The organism is Niabella aquatica (genome assembly GCF_054779315.1).
In genome coordinates this window covers 315,688-332,660 of the sequence record NZ_BAAGYM010000008.1, presented here as the reverse complement: position 1 = coordinate 332,660, position 16,973 = coordinate 315,688, and the positions used below count along the sequence as shown (strand labels likewise).

The following is a 16,973-nucleotide window of genomic DNA, read 5'->3' as shown; positions in this document are numbered from 1 at the left end:
ACTGCCTATCCAACTACAATCCGTGGATTGCGCAGCAAGTGCTTATTTTTGTAAAAAAATTTTATGATGCGTTTAATAGCTGTTACCGCGGTTTGCTGCGTTATAATGGCCTGTAATAATTCAGGAAGCGAAAACAATGAACGGGCAAAAACTTTATCAGACAGCCTGCTGCAGCAGGTATTGGAAGGGCATGATGTGGTGATGCCTAAAATGATGAAATTGCAAAGGCTGCAAAAAGAAGCCGCTGCGGAGATGGACTCTCTTAAAAAATTACCCGGCAACGCCCATAAAGCCCGGATTGCGTTGCTGGACAGTACGATTAAAAACCTGGCTTATGCAGATGTGGCCATGAACGAGTGGATGGAAGGTTTCCGGTACGATTCATTAAAAAACAATGAGCCGGCAAGAATTGATTACCTGAAAATTCAGTTAGAACAGGTAGGCACAATGAAAGATATTGTTCTTTCAAGCATTGAAAAGGCAGATTCCGTACTGGCTAAATAATTGGGTATACAAGCATTTATATTAAGGAGTTGCACGGGAACCCCTTGCTCTTAATACAATACCGCCTTTCGGGCACATCCCCTTTTCCCTTGGTCTGTGAGGTGGCGCGTCACCAACAGGGCTGGCAGAATTATGAATTATGGGGTCCAAAGCAGGAAAAGGTGCTGCCCGGTCTTCTTATCCTCTCATATACTCATCTATTTCTTTACTCAGGCTTCCAAAAATGTCTTCAACAGAGCCCTCACCGGGAATAGCTTTAAATTTGTCCTGCTCTTTGTAATGCTGGGCTACAGGTTCCGTATCATTTATATAAACCTGGAACCTTTTGCGGATCACATCCTCGCTGGTATCGTCAGAGCGGCCAGAAGTTTTTCCACGCTCCAGCAGCCGCCTTACGAGCTCTTCCTCATTTACCTGCAATGCCAGAACCAGGTTTATCTGGTTTTTTTTAAGATCCAATAATTTATCCAGCGCTTTTGCCTGGTTTAGCGTACGGGGAAATCCATCAAATAAAAAGCCGTTTGCATCCGCATTTTTTTCAAGGCAATTGTCTATAATGCCTATCACCACTTCATCAGGAACCAATTGGCCGGCATCCATTATCTTTTTTGCTTCCAAACCAAGAGGGGTTTTATTAGCAATTTCATTTCTTAGCAGATCGCCCGTGGAAAGATGCACCAGTTTATATTTTTCTATAAGACTGGCCGCCTGTGTACCCTTGCCGCTACCGGGAGGGCCAAATAAAACTAAATTGAACATTTATGTAAATTGGTTTGATATATGCTAACAAATATAATATAGCAAAACTATATTTCTGATTTTTATATGGTTTTTCTAAAAAAGCAAAATTGTGCCATCGCGGTATCGGAGGCAACTTTTTACCGCTTCCGGTTGTTTTAAATAGAGATATGAAATACTCCTTCTTAATATTATTCAGCATTTGCTGTTTATTTTATCAATGTCAGTCTCAAACAAAATCATCCAGCTATAAAGACACAACTACAATGAATAACAAAAACAATCCTGTTTACTCCCGTACCGATACGGCCGATGTAAAACTCAGCAACGAGCAGTGGCAGAAGATATTGCCGGAAGACATCTATTATATTGCACGTCAAAAAGGTACAGAAAGGCCCTGGAGCAGCAAGTTTGAAAACTTTAAGGAAATCGGAACCTACTATTGTGCAGCCTGCGGCAACCCGTTATTTAAAAGCGACACCAAATTTGAAAGCGGCTGCGGCTGGCCCAGCTTTTATGAGCCCATCACCAAAAAAAGCATTATTTACGCTGAAGATAAAAGCCACGGTATGGTACGTACCGAAGTACAATGCGGCCGCTGCGAAGCCCATCTGGGTCATGTGTTTGACGACGGACCGCCACCAACCGGCCTGCGTTATTGTATAAATGGCGTAGTGCTTGATTTTGAAAAAGCAAAAGAGGCCGAAAAGAAATATAATAGCAAAAAGGAATAGTATTAAAGCTGTACGTAATAAAATTATGGTCAGGTTACTGGTTTAAAGAAGGGTTCGCTTTTTGGCAGCCACTTTTTTCTTTTTGCCGTACCATATTAAAAAACCGGTAACTGGCAGGCTGGCAGCAATCAGGCTGGCAAAAAATGCCAGCAGTTTCCCGGGTAAGCCCAGCACTGCGCCTACATGAATATCGTAGTTCATACGCTGAACTTTATCAGATAACGGTGCATCCATAAACTTGCCGGCCCATACGCCATCTGTTGGCAACTCTTTTCCGGTGTACTGGTCAAAATGGTAAAAATCAGCATTGAAATAGCTATCAAGGTGATGATTTACATAGCCCTCCAGCGCATCCGCATCATCATGAGGAAAAACAATACCCACTTTATTATCGCTTTTCTTTTGCTTCATCAGTTCCAGCCAAACAGTATTCACCATTTTTTGCCGGTCTGTGGTCCCGGCCAAAGTACTGTCTGAAAGGGGGTGAATATGATCCGGCATTGTTTTGCCTCCCGAAGTGATAAAATAAACCGAATTAGCAAACCACTGAAAACCCATGATCAGGCCGGTAATGGCCAAAAATATTGCCACCCATGTCATATAAAAGCCCAGCACATTATGCAGGTCATAATTTTTTCTTTTCCATTTAGTGGCAGATTTCCATTGAAATTTAAACCGTTGGCGTGCGGCCGCTTTATTTTTAGGCCACCAGAGAACAATACCGGTGATCATCATCACTAAAAAAATAAGTGTTGCCGACGATATAATGATTCTGCCGGGCTGGCCCAGCCATAGCTCGTAATGCCCCATTGTGATCACCCGAAAGAAATCTTTGCTCATATCTTTTACTTTCTGCACATTTCCCGTATAGGGGTTTACAAAAATCTGGTAGTACACACTATCATCGTAATAGTAGGCCAGCGCTGCATCTTTGGTTCCGAGATATTCTACAGAAACCATTTCTTTCCCGCCCAGGTATTTATCTACCGAATCTTTCAGAACCGTTGGCGGCAGGTATTTTGTGCCAGGGTTCTTTACAAAACGAAAGCGCTCTACTGCTCTTGAAATTTCTCTTTCAAACGCAAGAATGCACCCGGTAATGCCCAGCCAGAATACAATAAGGCCAGAGGCGAGCCCCAGCCACAAATGTAGTTTTCCTGTAAATTTCTTAAGCGTCATATAATTTCTAAAAGCGAATATCTCTTTCATTTCAAAGAGATATTCACTTTGCAAATGGTTTCTGTTCATTAAAACCGGTAAGTAACCGATAACCTGACATTGCGCGGAGGTTCGGTCTGATAGTAAAAGGCCGGGGCTCCGGAGCTCCAGTCGCCCGGTATTGTTGGCAGGTCGTAGTAAGAACCGCTAAATAAATATTTATCCAGTATATTGAAAATGTTTAATACTACCTTATATTTCTCTTTGGAGTAAGAGATACCTCCATCCAACTTAAAATAGTCTGGAAGAGGCTCTCCTTTCGTATACCAGCCGGTATGCCTGTCAATAAGCGAAGTAAATCCGCCAGAAAAGCCCAGACCGTTTAAAGCACCTTTCTGCAACTGGTAAAAAAGCCACGCATTAGAAGTGTGTTTTGCATATCCGGGAACGATATCGCCTACCGCATATCCGGAGCCGCCACCTTCGGCAAGTTTGGTAACAACGCTTTCTGTAAACGCATAATTTGCAGTAACCAGAAAGCCCGGAAGCACACTTCCTCTTGCATCAAACTCTACGCCCCTTGCCACTTTTTCTCCTAAAACCATGCTATAGTTTTGGCTGGGGGTGCTGTGCACAAGATCTGCAGTCAGCTCTTTTTGTTTTAAAATGCGGTAAACCGACAAGGTCGTGGACCACCTGTCGTCAAACCAGTTCTTTTTTAATCCCAGTTCCATATTATTTCCTGTGGTGGGCTTCACATCTCCATTGTATCCCCAAATTCTTCCGGTTTGAGGAACAAATGCCTGATCGTATAACGCATATGCAGAGAAGGATTTATTAATAGAGTAGCTTAATCCGACCCTTGGTGTAAAATGCTTTGCCTTAGAAAAATCAACACCTACTCCATACACCTGGCTTACATCTGTGTACCTTCCGGCAAGCGTTAAACGAAGCCTTTCCTGTAAAAAAGCTATTTCATCCTGAATATAAATACTTGAATAACGCTGCTTTTGAATGCCTCCGGCACGGATGGCTCTTTCTTCAATAGGTCTGTTTCTGTCAAAAGCGGGGTATCCATTTGATGGAACACCATAAGAAGGATGTCGGGGATCGAACAAAGACCCTACAACATCCAGATTATGACTCTGCCCCCAATCTGCATAATAGTTTTTATTGGCTGCATCTGCTCCTGCAAGAATTCTGTGGCGGACAGCGCCCGTATTGAATTGCCCGTTTAAGAACACCTGACCCAATGCCATTATACTTTTTGCATCCCAAAGGCCAATATTTCTTATGAGGCTGTCTCCACCTGGTGCCAGGTACGGCGGCCACGAACTCATTCCCTCCTGATCATACCTGAAGTATGATCCCTGTGCTGTAATCTTCCAGTTATCATCAAAATTATGTTCAAATGTTAAATAACCACTATGATCATTTATTTTAGTGGGTGGAAGTCCCGGATTGGTGTAAGTAAAGTTTATTGGAAATGTACCATATCCTTCTCTTGAAAAAACATAATAAGACCCTACTTCGGTCATTCTTGCAAACTGTCCGTTATACTCCAGTGTAAGCCTGGATTTATCATCTAACTGATACGATACCACCGGCGCTAATACATAACGATTATTATATTCATAATCCCGGTGCGAGCCTTTGTTTTGTGCAGCTACATTCAGGCGGTATAATAACTTTTTATCCTTGCTTAACGCTCCGTCAAGATCAAGGCTACCCCTGTACAGATCAAAGCTGCCTAAAGTAAAGTTCACTTCTCCTTTGGTTATTCCCGTCGGTTTTTTTGTAACCACATTATACAAGCCGCTGGGATCGCCGTTGGCCAGCATAAAACCGGCGGGGCCTTTTACAAACTCAATTCGCTCCACAAAGCTCATGTCTTCAGTAAGCGGGCCCCAGTAAGAAGCGACTACATTAAAGCCATTTCTGAATGCCTTGATCTGAGAACCCCTGGCTGTAATATTGGTGTATAAATCTCCCCAATGTTCAGACCGGATAGCACCGCTTATATTTCTAAGTACCCCATCACTCATACTTATAATTTGCTGATCAAGCAGCGTATTCTTATCAATAACCTGTATATTTTGTGGTGTTTCTAATAGGGGGGTTGTAATGCGCAAACTTCCCGAAGCACGCTGTATGTCATTCTGGCGACTGGTAACAATTACCTCCCCCAGGGTTAAAGCATTTATGGATAGTTTTATGTGTACATTTGATACCTGGTTGGCTGCTACAGGTACCGTTTCTTCAATATTATCGTGCCCGACCAGCGAAATCACAAGTGTGTACGTTCCCGGATTCAGCCTGCTGAAACTGAACCTGCCGGTTTCGTTGGCAGTTGTCGACTGGTCTGTACCTGCAATATTGACGGTAACGCCTACAGCCGGTTTATCGTCTTCTGTCAGTACCGTTCCCGAAATCCTTCCGAAACCGGTCTGGGCTGATGCATTTAGTCCGAATGTCAACGCTAGCGCCAGCACCGCTCTGTGAATTACTCTTCTCATTGTTTTTTGATTTGTGGCGCAAATGTAATCGCACCATTTCTGAGTATATTTACGAAATGCGGAATATTTCATTGTTTAAACAATAACCGACAATAGGGTGACAAATGACACCAACCCGCCTCGCCTTCAGCTAACGGATTTTACCGCTATCTTTGAAAAAACGATTACAATGAACAGCCGTAGAAAGTTTATTACCCAATCATCAATACTTGCTTTGGGTGGTTTTACCCTTCAGTCTTTTAATAAGAAAAATTTTGCCTTATCAAGAACCGGTATTAACGATACAATTAGCATCGGTGCTATTGGAATAAAGGGGATGGGATGGGCGAATACCATGTCCATGCTTAAAATTCCGGGAGTACAGGTGGCTGCACTTTGTGATGTGGATAAAAATGTGCTGGATCAGCGTATGGCAGAGCTAAAGAAAAATAACATGGATACCGGTAAAATAAAAACTTACGGAGATTACCGGCACTTACTGGACAATAAAGAGGTGGATGCCGTAATCATAGGCACGCCCGACCACTGGCATGCGCTGATGATGATCGATGCCGTAAAAGCAGGAAAAGATGTGTACGTTGAAAAACCGGTTGGCAACTCGATAGAAGAGTGCCGCACCATGGTAGCCGCTCAAAAAAAATACAACCGTATTGTGCAGGCCGGCCAGTGGCAACGCAGCCAGCAGCATTTTAGAGATGCGGTTGACTTTGTGCACAGCGGGCAATTAGGCAATATCAGAACCGTAAAGGTTTGCTGCTACCAGGGCTGGATGAAACCCGCCCCCGTAGTTGCCGACAGCGCACCGCCGGTCGGAGTGGATTATAAAATGTGGCTGGGCCCAGCTAAGTCAAGGCCTTTTAACAGCAGCCGCTTTCACTTTAACTTCCGCTGGTTCTGGGATTATGCCGGCGGTCTGATGACCGACTGGGGCGTGCACCTGATGGATTATGCGATCTTTGGAATGAATGCTCCTGTACCTAAGACCGTTTCGGCCCTAGGCGGCAAATTTGCTTACCCCGAGCTGTACCAGGAAACCCCTGATACGCTTACCGCGTTGTACGAGTTTGACGGCTTTAATATTATCTGGGATCACGCGATGGGCATCGATAACGGTAATTTTGGGCGCGATCACAGCATCGCCTTTATTGGTAACAATGGTACACTTGAATTAGACCGTGGCGGCTGGGAAGTAACAGAAGAAAAACGAAGCGAGAGAAAAGTTGCCGTACCACGAAAAGAGAAATCAGATAACGGGTTAGATAAGCATACTGCCAACTTTATTACTGCCGTTCGTTCGCGCAGACAAAGTGATCTGAACTGTCCGATTGAAACCGGGGCACATATTGCCACCGTTTGCCAGATGGGTAATATTGCTTTCAGGAGCAAACAAAAAGTAACCTGGGATAACGCTGCCGGAAAATTTACAGATGAACAGCTCAACAAACAGTACCTGATGGCCGAATATTATAATGGATATACGCTGCCGAAGATTTGAAGCTTTGTGTTACCGTATAAGCCGGAGCGATAAAAATGACAAAACCTGTGCAGATAAGCTGATTGAAAAAAGCTTTGTGGCTGACTCCCATTACATCGCCACGGCCACTTTTAGTTGAGTACTTATGCCTGGAAGCTGGTTTTATACGGCCTTTAATGGACCTGTTTATTGTATAGCCATCCAGATCTTCAGAAATTATAGAATTCCTATTACAGGGTTAATATCAATTTATAGTTATAAAATATATAATTGTCGCAGGCTCTTTAAATAATCGCTTTACTACCGCACCATCTTCTCAATCACTGTTTTCTTGTCAATAAACTGAACCAGGAAATAAAAAAACAGTACAAAAAGAAGCTGAATCCAAAACTTTTGAACAAAAGCTAATACACTTTTAGCCATATCATTGTTATAAACAAATGCAGTTATATACAGCACTGTAAGGATCAGCGCTATTGCCAGCAATAAAAGCAGGTTCCATTTAAAATCAATTTTATAATTTTCCTTTGTCTTTATCCTGCGGATCACATTAAATGAAAAACCATATGAAGGTTCTTTGCTGCTTTTTTCGTTCAAGGCATCAAAAACCATCTTATACCATTTGTGATCGGCTGAATTCTCATTCAAAGGGTCAAATTGCTTTTCTACCTGTTCCTGTATGTCTTTTTCAAAAGAGTCCATTGTTCTTTATCTTTTCTTTTAATATTTTTCTTGCCCGGAAGAGATGGGTTTTAACAGTTCCCTCCGGCATACCGGTAACCGCTTCAATTTCTTTATAAGTGAGCTCATTAAAATGATATAAAACAATTACGCTTTTGTAAGCAAGCGGCATTTCTTCTAATAGCCGGTTAATGTATTGCTTTATATCTTTATACTCCGATAATTCTTCCGGCGTTTCAGTTGTAAAGCTCAACTTTTCATCATATATATTACCGGTACGCCTGTCATACTTTCTGTAATCCCTTATATAATTAAGCGCTGTTCTGTATGCAATGCCCGCGATCCAGGTTGACAGTTTTGATTTAAAAGAGAACTGCCGAAGATTGTTATACACCTTTATAAAAACTTCCTGGGCTATATCTTCTTTGTCATTTTCATTATCTGTAAGTTTATCTACAATGTAAAAAACAAATTGCTCATATTGTTTAACCATTTGTCCGAATGCCTGCATATTGCCATTCAACACTTTTGATACAATTTCTTTTTCGTTAAACATCGAACAGCTTTGCTTATTTAAATTATAAGAGCTCTATTAGACACTAATAACCGGTTAAATGTTTCACTCGATTTTTTTATAATTTCTGAAACCTTTTGCTATCATTCCGTGACTACTTACCAACACAATCATTGATCACTTATTAAAAATATAACAATGCAGGATATTCTTTCTTTTTTCATGATCGTTGCCGTGGTGGCTATTATCGCCAATGTGGGTATAGAATTTATGAACTACCTGCTCAAAAGGCGCCTCATCAGGTCTGGCCAGTTAGACGATAATTATTTACAACTATTGAGGAAGAAAGTGAGTAATTTATCTTCTCTGAAATGGGGTATTCTTTTATTATTTGGCGGTATAGGGCTTATTATAACAGGATATCTGCAATTTGACTGGGAAAAATCTCCTGTTCCCTGGGGCATTGAAACGGTTTTTATTGCAGCAGGTTTTTTGGTATACTACCTTATAGCTTCACGCATTAACAGGGAATGATCTCTTCGCCCTTATCTCTTTCATAAAAATCTTATTAATACGGCACTGATACCCATAACGAAAGTTATATGGCCTCCTTATACCCATTAATCAATAAAAATGCATACAAAATTTTCGTTACATCATCCATCCGGAAATTCATTGGTCAACAAAAAACCGGCGTTCACCCTGCAAAAGAAGCAGGCGGCCTTTTTCCTCTTGACCTTTTTTCGGGCGGTTTATAAGTTTACTGCCACTAAAAAAGTTATGTATAAATATTTTTACCTGTACTGCAGTATCACCTTCTTCGTAGCATTTTCACTCAGGGCACAAACAATCGATTCTGTGATCATTAAAGGGCGGGTAGCCGATTCATTACAACAGCCGGTTGCATGGGCAACGGTGCATATCTATAAAAACGATTCTTTGCTGGCAACCAATGCGACTGATGAAAAAGGATACTTTCAGTTTACGACTATTAAAAAGCTGGCAACCACTATTCATATATCAGCTACCACTTACAAAGACCTGGTAAAAAATATTAACTGGCCGGAAACAGATAGCCCGATATCCGATTTCGGAACATTTTTCTTACTCAATAAGGGGAATGAGCTCGAAAACGTAACCGTTACTGCATCAAAGCCATTAATAAAAAGGGAAACAGACAAGCTGGTTTATAATACAGATGCGGATCCCGAAAGCAAATTCAGCAGCGTTCTGGAAATAATGCGGAAAGTACCGTACCTGTCTGTAGACGGACAGGAAAACTTAACCTTAAAGGGCAATAGCAGCTATCGTATTCTTATTAACGGCAAACCGTCAGGACTTGTGGATAACGACCCTAAAAGTTTTCTAAAATCATTGCCTGCGTCTACTATCCAGAGCATCGAGGTTTATACAACACCTCCTTCAAAATACGATGCAGAAGGATTGGGTGGTGTTATTAATATCGTTACTAATAAAAAGGTAGGGGAGGGCTATAAAGGGAATATCAATCTTAACGGAAGCACCCCCGCAGGCGGACCCGGCGCAGGATTCTCCTTTACGGCTGCGCACAAAAAATTGGGTGTTGAATTATACGGGGGAGGCAATTTTTCTTATACTCCTCCGGTTAGTAATGCTACCACCCGGACAACACCAAACACCCGGCTTGATGTTTCCGGGGATAATAAAGGAAACAGCAATGGCCGTTATATCGGTACCCAATTCAGCTATGAGTTAGATTCCCTTCAGTTGCTCACTGCGCAATTAAATTTCAACGGTTTTTACAGCCGGGGGGCTAACCACCGGGTATCTTTACTGCAACAACAAAATGAAATACGGGAGCAGTTCAGGCAATCAGGTAATAGCCGCGGAAATAATAACGGGTTTGACGGCGGCCTGAATTACCAGCTGGGCTTTAAAAAAGATAAATCAAAACTGTTAACGGTTTCGTACCGGTATATGCAATACAGAACGCACCATACCATGTACAACCGCTTCTTTGATGAGATCAATTACCCCGCTATCGACTTTAATCAATATAACAATACGGATTATATAGAGCATACAGGACAGGTGGACTACCTGCAAAATATTAAGAAGCTAAAAGTGGAGGCGGGTATGAAAACTATTTTCAGGAACAACAGCAGCGCGTTCAGCACCGCTCAATATGATGATGCTATTGATCAGTTCTTGAATCATGCTGGGCAGCAGGATGGTTTTGAAAATCGCCAGTCCATCCTTTCTGCTTACAATACCTATTCCTTCACATTAAAAAGCTGGGGGTTTAAAGCAGGCGTCCGGGTAGAGCAAACCTTTAACCACATTGATTTTAGCAGCACTTCAACCCCAATAAATAACCATTATTTTAACCTGGTGCCTTCCGTTGTTATTAATAAGGACAATAAAAACGGGAGCTATTTGAACCTGGGATATAATCAACGGTTAAAAAGACCAGGTATCAATCGCTTAAATCCGTTTGTAAACCGCACTAACCCCAATTTTATCGAATACGGGAATCCTAACCTAAAAGCATCGCTCATGCATAGCCTTGACCTGGGTTACGGTTTTAATAAAAAACAATCGGTGAATATCGGGCTCACTTACGCTTTTACCAATAACATGGACCTTAAAAATTCGAGATATGATACTGCTTCAAAAATTACTTATACCACTTATGAAAATTCAGGAAAAGTTGACGCGCTGATATTGAACGCGAATTTCAACCTCGCCGTTACCAAGGCATTAAGAACGATCATTAATGGTAATGTGGCGAATTTCTGGATACAGACCGTTACTGATAATTATATCGAAGAAACCCAAAGAATACTTTTCAGGGCTTCTGTTTCTAACACTTATGCTTTTAATAATGACTGGTTAGCAGGCGCCTCCGTATATGTAAATGGTAAAAACCTTGCCCCGGCCCAGATAGGAACTGTTAATGGCTACGTTTCCTCTAACTTTAGCCTGAGCAAAAATTTATTAAACAAGAAACTCTCCTTATCCGCCTATATCAACAACCCGTTTACAAAATACCGGAACAGCCGCACAGAAATCAGTTCTTATAATTTTACAGAGATCAATAACAGCCAGGAATATTTCAGGAGGGTTGGCTTCAGCGTTAATTATAAATTCGGAAAATTAAAAGAAGATATCAAGAGAAATAAACGAGGCATTAATAATAATGATCTGGCCAATTGAGCCATCAACATCGTTTTTTCTCGATGCTTTTTCTTAAAACATACCAACTCAACGGGCCATTCCTGCCTAATAAATATTATAATAGCCTGTAGCTATTTTTCAGCTTATCATCAAAAAGTCTTTATTCAGTTTTTTATAAGATTTTTGTTGTACAATCGTCACATTTTCTTATCTTTAAAGAACTAAAACCCTCTATGTTATGACACACCCAGCTTTTACATTGCTAGCTTTAGGTATTGCTATGCCCGTTTTTATTCAAGCACAAGACACACAGACCGACAATCACACTATAGGAATTACCATTCCGGAGGTGGCGTTAGTTGATATTGAGCCTGGTGCAAGTAAAAATATCACAATGAACTTTACCGCTCCGACTGAAGCGGGATTGCCATTAACTGCTCCTTCTGCAAACAGTACACTATGGCTAAATTACTCTTCTATTAAATCATCCGGAGACCCAACCCGTAATATTACTGTAAAACTAACCGCGCTGGTTCCGGGAGTGGATATCAAAGTTACTGCGGCGGCGGCCGCCGCCGCAGGTGATGGCACGTTTGGTACTCCATCTGCACAACTGACCTTATCCCTTTCTGATCAGGCAATTATTTCTGGTATAGGAAGCGCGTATACAGGCGATGGCGCCAATAATGGCCATAACCTTACTTATGATGTGGCTTTTGGCAGCGGGTCTACGGCTTCATATGCAGATCTGGAAGCAACCTCTGCCACAGCTACCGTTACCTACACTATTTCTGATAATTAGTTTTCTCTATAAATTCTGAATAAGAAGAATCCTGGTTTTACAGGATTCTTCTTATTTCTTATTGTTCGCCCTCAACTGCTTGCTCTATGATAATACGTATTCTGTTTTTCGCAGCCTTTATTTTGTATTATGGTTTTTCACAGGCCAGTATCATTATTCACAACGGCCTCACCCACATTTATCAAATAAAGGACGGTCAGACATATAAAGGCCAAATCACTTTAGAAAATACAGCCGGCACTCCACAAAGTGTAAAGCTGTATTTACAGGATCTGAGCTATCAATCAACCGGTATAATTCATTATAGCGAGGCACGTACTAATGAAAAAAGCAATGCCGACTGGATTCAATTAAACACCAACCTCCTTACTTTAAAAGCCAAAGAAAAAACAGAAATATTATATGAAATAAAAAAGCCTGAAAAAATCACATTGCCTGGCAGTTACTGGAGTGTAATTATTGTTGAACCGGCAGAAGAAATAAAGCCCGCAAATGATAAGCCGGGCTTAAATATATCAACTGTGGTGAGATACGCTATTCAAATCATTACCGATTACAATACTGAAGAGGTACAACCAAGTCTTAAGTTTGAAAATATTACAATAGAAAAAGAGGCGAATAAGAAAATTTTAAAAATTGGTATTGCCAATAATGGCCTGGTCTTTTGTAAGCCTACAGTACATCTGGAAATGTATGACCATAAAAGCGGTCAAAAAAACGGCTCTTATTCAAGCCAGCCAATGGGACTGTTACCCAATAATTCAAAATCTTTTTTTATAGACATCAGCGCTGTTCCGCCAGGCCGGTATACAGCAGCTATGATAGCTGTTGACGAAAACGAAAATGCTTTCGCTCTCAATGTGGAACTGGAAATAAAACATGACTGATTGTTATTCATTATTTTTTTTCATGCTTTTCCCGGTGCTTGTTTTTTCTCAATCTCCTTCTGATAAGTTAAACGATGAAAAAGAGCAGCTATTACCGGGAAGCATCTCGCTTATCTCTTTCAAAATAGAAAATAACAGCCCCTACAACAAGTTGTATGATATAGTTGCCAGCACTTCAGTCTCAACCATCACGCCGGTTATTAAACAGAATCAGCTTAACATTGCTGCCAGAGACACCGCATTATATATTGTTCCTATACGAATTGCTCCGGAAACTTTACAGGGCAGTTATAAAATCGCGCTGCACATTACAGATAAAGACGAAGGATCCAGCTTTACAAAATCTTCAGATATTGCAGTAGCCCGGTTAAAAAAAATAGCACTTACCGCCATTGAATCACCCGAATATGTGCGGGCGGGAAAACCAATAAGCAGTTCTTTCCAATTAAAAAACAATGGCAACACTACCGAGCATTTAATCCTCGAGAGTAACAGCAACATTACTGATACAGAAGATTCGATTACACTGCAGCCAGGGGCATCAAAAATTATTACTGTAACAAAAAATACAGACCCCAACCTGGGAAAGAACGAGATGTTTAATCTCACTTTGTCTGCGTATTCAATAAGCGAACCACATAAAAAATGGCAGGCTTATTCCGCCACCCATATTATTTCTGCAAAGCCTTTAGAAAACGATATTTACTACCGGTTTCCCGTTTCTGTCTCTGTTTCTTACGTTGGTATGCAAAACAGGGGAACTTATAACGGCGGGTTTCAGGGCGAAATATATGGGAGCGGCAGTTTAGGTCAACAAAATAAGGACTGGCTTACATTTCGGGCAGTATCTCCTAACCCGGTACAGCTCAATGCTTTTACACAATACGAAGAATATTTTGTTGATTACAAAACTCAACACCTCTTTATTCATTTAGGCGACAAAACCTTTTCCTCTTCGTTTCTTACAGAGTTTGCACGGTATGGCCGGGGTGCCGAAGTCCGGTATAAATTCAAAAAAACAATGCTGGGAGGCTTTTATAGCCGCCCCAGGTTTTTTAGAGATATTAAAGAGGAGTTCAATATTTTTTCCACTCTTCTGCTGAATAAAGGAAATGAAATTACAGCCGGATATTTATACAAAATACCAGAGAAAAATATCACACACTATAATTTGAACCCCGTTGATATAACAGGAAGAGCACATTTACCCTATTTAAAGGCAACCTTTCACCCGCTTAAAAACATCCGTCTTTTAACAGAAATCTCCTATAGCCAAACTGCAAAATACAGGGGAGCCGGTTATATGCTGCAATCGCAGGCTTATTTAAAAAACCTGGACGCCAATGTGAGTTATATTAAAACAAGCCCGGGCTTTGCCGGATATTTTAACAACACGAATATGCTGAACGGTAGCCTCCGTTTCAGCGTTTCTAAAAAAACAGACCTCATGGCTAATTATATACAGGACGCCAAAAATATTCAAAGAGATACCTTAACGTTATCCGCACCGTACCGCGAGTACATACAGTATGGCGCTAACTACAAATACGTAAAAACCGGCACTGTAGCTCTTTTGGGTGGTTTGCAAAAATACCAGGACCGGTTAGAGCCGAAACAGTTTGATTATAAAGAAGATTTTGTAAGAATAAGCATCAACCAAAAAGTATCCATCTTTCATTTAAACATTGAGCACCAGTTTGGTAAAACCACAAATTTTTTAACCCGGTTTACAGGCAATTCTAACTACTATACAGCTAATGTGAGTTTTGAAAAATTCAGCACCTCCTTTAACGTGTATGCCAGCCTTACACAAACTTCCCGCTATCTGCTCAAAAATCAAAAACGAATTTATTACGGCGCCAGGTTATTCAGCCGGTTGTCGGATAAAACATCCCTGAGCTTATTTTATCAAAACAATTACCAGCCTGAAGAATATTATAACGACCGCAATCTTTTTGAAGCTCTTTTTCATCAACAAATCTTAGGCCGTCACGAAATCGATTTATCGGGTCGTTATACCCTGGCACGGGGCGAAACCGGAAAGAAAGATTTCATTCTCTCGCTTCGCTATACCTTAAGATTAAATGTACCGGTTCAAAAAACGGCAACATATACCAGTCTTTACGGTAATATCAGTAATCAGGGAGTAAAAAAAACAGAAGGAGTCCGGTTAATGCTCGGCAATCAGTTAACTGTTACTGACAGGTTGGGCAATTATATTTTTAAAAACGTGGTGCCCGGAGATCATATCCTGGAAATAGACCGGTCTACAACCGATATCAGTGATATTCCGAATATTTCCTTGCCGGCAACATTACATCTTACCGGCAAAGAAAATACTTTTAATTTCGGATTAACAACAGCCGCCACGATAAAGGGTTTTATAAAGCTTGCCGAAACAGGAAAAAAGAATAATACCGCACCTGTAAAAAAGAAAAATAACAGCATCATTATAGAAGCTTCCGATAACCAGCAGGTGTATCGTAAAATTTGTCCTTTGTCTGAATTCTTTGATTTTACTTATTTACGCCCTGGTTCCTGGACAATAAAAATATACCGGAACGGGTTAGACAAAAATTATAAAATACCAACAGAAACATTCCGTTTTACATTAGAACCAGGAGAAACAAAAATTATCAATATCGATGTAGTAAAACAACAGGCTGAAATAAAATATCAACACGAAAGCATAAAAGTAACATATCATCAAAAAAATAACAGATGAAAGTAATGCGCTATACGCTGTTAGCAGGCTTCCTGATTTTTACTGGAACAATAAATGCCCAGACCGGAGGAAGCAAAAATGTTTCCCTCACCCTGCCAACGGTTGCATTACTGGACATAGAACCTAGTGGAACGATAAACATGAGCTTTTCCGCTCCCACGGAAGCAGGAAGGCCGCTTACAAACCCACCCTTGAATCAAACGAAATGGATCAATTATACCTCTGCAATTAGCCCAGGAGGAAACAGCCGGAGTATTACCGCGTCAATAAACCAAACCGTTCCGGGAATTGATATTAAATTGCTGGCTGCGGCTTCCAGCTCCGGAGCCGGCGCTTTAGGAACTCCAGCAGCACAAGTGACACTTACAACGTCCCCGGTGACTATTATCAGCGGAATCGGCGGTGCCTACACAGGAAGCGGAACAGGCAACGGCCATCGCCTTACTATTACCGTAACTCCCAATAATTACGCTGATTTATCTGTACACAATAACACACAGGTAGTGGTTACCTGCACTATACTTTCAAACTAAAAAACAAACCGTGAACCGCTTTAAATTAAACAGAAAGACCGTGTATGTAGCATTCTTTATATTGTTACGAAGTGCGCTGCCGGCACAGACCTTAACGGTAAACGGTTTTGACTGGACCGTGAGCCTCCCCGCTATTACAGAAGCGGGCAGCAATTATAACGGTACTTATGAAAGTGCTGCTAATCAGATATTATTAAACACCACAATACCCTTATTACTAGGCAACGGAAAGGTATCCGTGCATTACGAAGCAAATCCAACCTGGCATAATGATTTAATCCTGTCTGTAAAAAGAACAGGCAGCGGATCAACAATTTGTGCATTATGCGAGATTTCAGGCGGCCTCTCTTATCTGCCACTTACCCTAGCAGATATAGAACTTTACAGGATTAAAGCAGTTCTTGCTCTTGCATCTTTCAGCAATATTCCCATACAGCTGAGAGTATCAGGAGTTTCGGTAACCATACCTGCCGCAAGCTACAACAGCAGAGTGGTTTTTACAGTAAGCGCACTATAATGGTAATCCCCTGTTTTAAAGAAGCTGGCCTGTG

The 16,973-nt window shown here is 41.2% G+C and carries 15 protein-coding genes; 10 read left to right on the top strand and 5 right to left on the bottom strand.

Annotation, left to right across the window (positions count from 1 at the left end; genetic code table 11):
* Window positions 1-63: 63 nt before the first annotated feature.
* Window positions 64-504 carry a viral A-type inclusion protein gene (locus ACYVBM_RS08380; protein ID WP_460685191.1) on the top strand — a complete coding sequence of 147 codons (441 nt, stop codon included), beginning with the start codon at window positions 64-66 and terminating at the stop codon, window positions 502-504.
* Between the two features lie 177 nt (window positions 505-681).
* On the opposite strand, the gene ACYVBM_RS08375 is transcribed toward ACYVBM_RS08380, so the two are convergent.
* Window positions 682-1,263, bottom strand: coding sequence for an adenylate kinase (locus ACYVBM_RS08375; RefSeq protein WP_460685190.1), 582 nt, complete (start codon window positions 1,261-1,263; stop codon window positions 682-684).
* Window positions 1,264-1,508: 245 nt separating this feature from the next.
* Here ACYVBM_RS08375 and msrB point away from each other — a divergent pair, with 245 nt between their 5' ends.
* Window positions 1,509-1,976: a peptide-methionine (R)-S-oxide reductase MsrB gene (msrB, locus tag ACYVBM_RS08370; protein ID WP_460685189.1), complete on the top strand. Its 468-nt coding sequence runs from the start codon at window positions 1,509-1,511 to the stop codon at window positions 1,974-1,976.
* Window positions 1,977-2,018: 42 nt separating this feature from the next.
* Here the strand turns inward: msrB and ACYVBM_RS08365 are convergent, their stop codons facing one another.
* Together ACYVBM_RS08365 and ACYVBM_RS08360 are read right to left on the bottom strand one after the other, a co-directional pair.
* Window positions 2,019-3,224 carry a PepSY-associated TM helix domain-containing protein gene (locus tag ACYVBM_RS08365; protein ID WP_460685188.1) on the bottom strand — a complete coding sequence of 402 codons (1,206 nt, stop codon included), beginning with the start codon at window positions 3,222-3,224 and terminating at the stop codon, window positions 2,019-2,021.
* A complete protein-coding gene (locus tag ACYVBM_RS08360; RefSeq protein WP_460685187.1) occupies window positions 3,224-5,650 on the bottom strand; it encodes a TonB-dependent siderophore receptor in 2,427 nt (808 codons plus the stop codon). The genes ACYVBM_RS08365 and ACYVBM_RS08360 overlap by 1 nt, the downstream gene beginning before the upstream one ends.
* Window positions 5,651-5,819: 169 nt before the next feature.
* Between ACYVBM_RS08360 and ACYVBM_RS08355 the strand changes: the two genes are divergently transcribed.
* Window positions 5,820-7,145 (top strand): Gfo/Idh/MocA family protein, encoded by a 1,326-nt coding sequence (locus ACYVBM_RS08355; protein WP_460685186.1) that lies wholly within the window; start codon window positions 5,820-5,822, stop codon window positions 7,143-7,145.
* A 279-nt stretch (window positions 7,146-7,424) separates the two neighbouring features.
* Here the strand turns inward: ACYVBM_RS08355 and ACYVBM_RS08350 are convergent, their stop codons facing one another.
* Entirely contained in the window at window positions 7,425-7,826 is a 402-nt protein-coding gene (locus tag ACYVBM_RS08350) for a hypothetical protein (RefSeq protein ID WP_460685185.1), read from the bottom strand.
* The gene (locus ACYVBM_RS08345) at window positions 7,813-8,361 is read right to left on the bottom strand and encodes an RNA polymerase sigma factor (RefSeq protein ID WP_460685184.1); all 549 of its coding nucleotides are present in this window, start codon (window positions 8,359-8,361) and stop codon (window positions 7,813-7,815) included. Before ACYVBM_RS08345 ends, ACYVBM_RS08350 begins: the two co-directional genes overlap by 14 nt.
* Before the next feature lie 156 nt (window positions 8,362-8,517).
* Between ACYVBM_RS08345 and ACYVBM_RS08340 the strand changes: the two genes are divergently transcribed.
* The 7 genes from ACYVBM_RS08340 to ACYVBM_RS08310 all read left to right on the top strand — a co-directional run bounded on the left by ACYVBM_RS08340 (window position 8,518) and on the right by ACYVBM_RS08310 (window position 16,939).
* A complete protein-coding gene (locus tag ACYVBM_RS08340; RefSeq protein ID WP_460685183.1) occupies window positions 8,518-8,853 on the top strand; it encodes a hypothetical protein in 336 nt (111 codons plus the stop codon).
* Between the two features lie 246 nt (window positions 8,854-9,099).
* A complete protein-coding gene (locus ACYVBM_RS08335) occupies window positions 9,100-11,514 on the top strand; it encodes a TonB-dependent receptor (RefSeq protein WP_460685182.1) in 2,415 nt (804 codons plus the stop codon).
* Window positions 11,515-11,713: 199 nt separating this feature from the next.
* Entirely contained in the window at window positions 11,714-12,277 is a 564-nt protein-coding gene (locus ACYVBM_RS08330; protein WP_460685181.1) for a hypothetical protein, read from the top strand.
* Window positions 12,278-12,363: 86 nt separating this feature from the next.
* The gene (locus ACYVBM_RS08325; protein WP_460685180.1) at window positions 12,364-13,164 is read left to right on the top strand and encodes a WxL protein host-binding domain-containing protein; all 801 of its coding nucleotides are present in this window, start codon (window positions 12,364-12,366) and stop codon (window positions 13,162-13,164) included.
* Window positions 13,157-15,889 (top strand): COG1470 family protein, encoded by a 2,733-nt coding sequence (locus ACYVBM_RS08320; protein ID WP_460685179.1) that lies wholly within the window; start codon window positions 13,157-13,159, stop codon window positions 15,887-15,889. The genes ACYVBM_RS08325 and ACYVBM_RS08320 overlap by 8 nt, the downstream gene beginning before the upstream one ends.
* Window positions 15,886-16,422, top strand: coding sequence for a hypothetical protein (locus tag ACYVBM_RS08315; RefSeq protein WP_460685178.1), 537 nt, complete (start codon window positions 15,886-15,888; stop codon window positions 16,420-16,422). Before ACYVBM_RS08320 ends, ACYVBM_RS08315 begins: the two co-directional genes overlap by 4 nt.
* 10 nt (window positions 16,423-16,432) lie before the next feature.
* A complete protein-coding gene (locus ACYVBM_RS08310; protein WP_460685177.1) occupies window positions 16,433-16,939 on the top strand; it encodes a hypothetical protein in 507 nt (168 codons plus the stop codon).
* The last annotated feature ends 34 nt before the right edge of the window (window positions 16,940-16,973 follow it).

Bases quoted from the DNA above. Each gene is read 5' to 3' on its own strand.
- ACYVBM_RS08380 (WP_460685191.1), top strand. From the start codon at position 64: ATGATGCGTTTAATAGCTGTTACCGCGGTTTGCTGCGTTATAATGGCC.
- ACYVBM_RS08375 (WP_460685190.1), bottom strand. From the start codon at position 1,263: ATGTTCAATTTAGTTTTATTTGGCCCTCCCGGTAGCGGCAAGGGTACA.
- msrB (WP_460685189.1), top strand. From the start codon at position 1,509: ATGAATAACAAAAACAATCCTGTTTACTCCCGTACCGATACGGCCGAT.
- ACYVBM_RS08365 (WP_460685188.1), bottom strand. From the start codon at position 3,224: ATGAACAGAAACCATTTGCAAAGTGAATATCTCTTTGAAATGAAAGAG.
- ACYVBM_RS08360 (WP_460685187.1), bottom strand. From the start codon at position 5,650: ATGAGAAGAGTAATTCACAGAGCGGTGCTGGCGCTAGCGTTGACATTC.
- ACYVBM_RS08355 (WP_460685186.1), top strand. From the start codon at position 5,820: ATGAACAGCCGTAGAAAGTTTATTACCCAATCATCAATACTTGCTTTG.
- ACYVBM_RS08350 (WP_460685185.1), bottom strand. From the start codon at position 7,826: ATGGACTCTTTTGAAAAAGACATACAGGAACAGGTAGAAAAGCAATTT.
- ACYVBM_RS08345 (WP_460685184.1), bottom strand. From the start codon at position 8,361: ATGTTTAACGAAAAAGAAATTGTATCAAAAGTGTTGAATGGCAATATG.
- ACYVBM_RS08340 (WP_460685183.1), top strand. From the start codon at position 8,518: ATGCAGGATATTCTTTCTTTTTTCATGATCGTTGCCGTGGTGGCTATT.
- ACYVBM_RS08335 (WP_460685182.1), top strand. From the start codon at position 9,100: ATGTATAAATATTTTTACCTGTACTGCAGTATCACCTTCTTCGTAGCA.
- ACYVBM_RS08330 (WP_460685181.1), top strand. From the start codon at position 11,714: ATGACACACCCAGCTTTTACATTGCTAGCTTTAGGTATTGCTATGCCC.
- ACYVBM_RS08325 (WP_460685180.1), top strand. From the start codon at position 12,364: ATGATAATACGTATTCTGTTTTTCGCAGCCTTTATTTTGTATTATGGT.
- ACYVBM_RS08320 (WP_460685179.1), top strand. From the start codon at position 13,157: ATGACTGATTGTTATTCATTATTTTTTTTCATGCTTTTCCCGGTGCTT.
- ACYVBM_RS08315 (WP_460685178.1), top strand. From the start codon at position 15,886: ATGAAAGTAATGCGCTATACGCTGTTAGCAGGCTTCCTGATTTTTACT.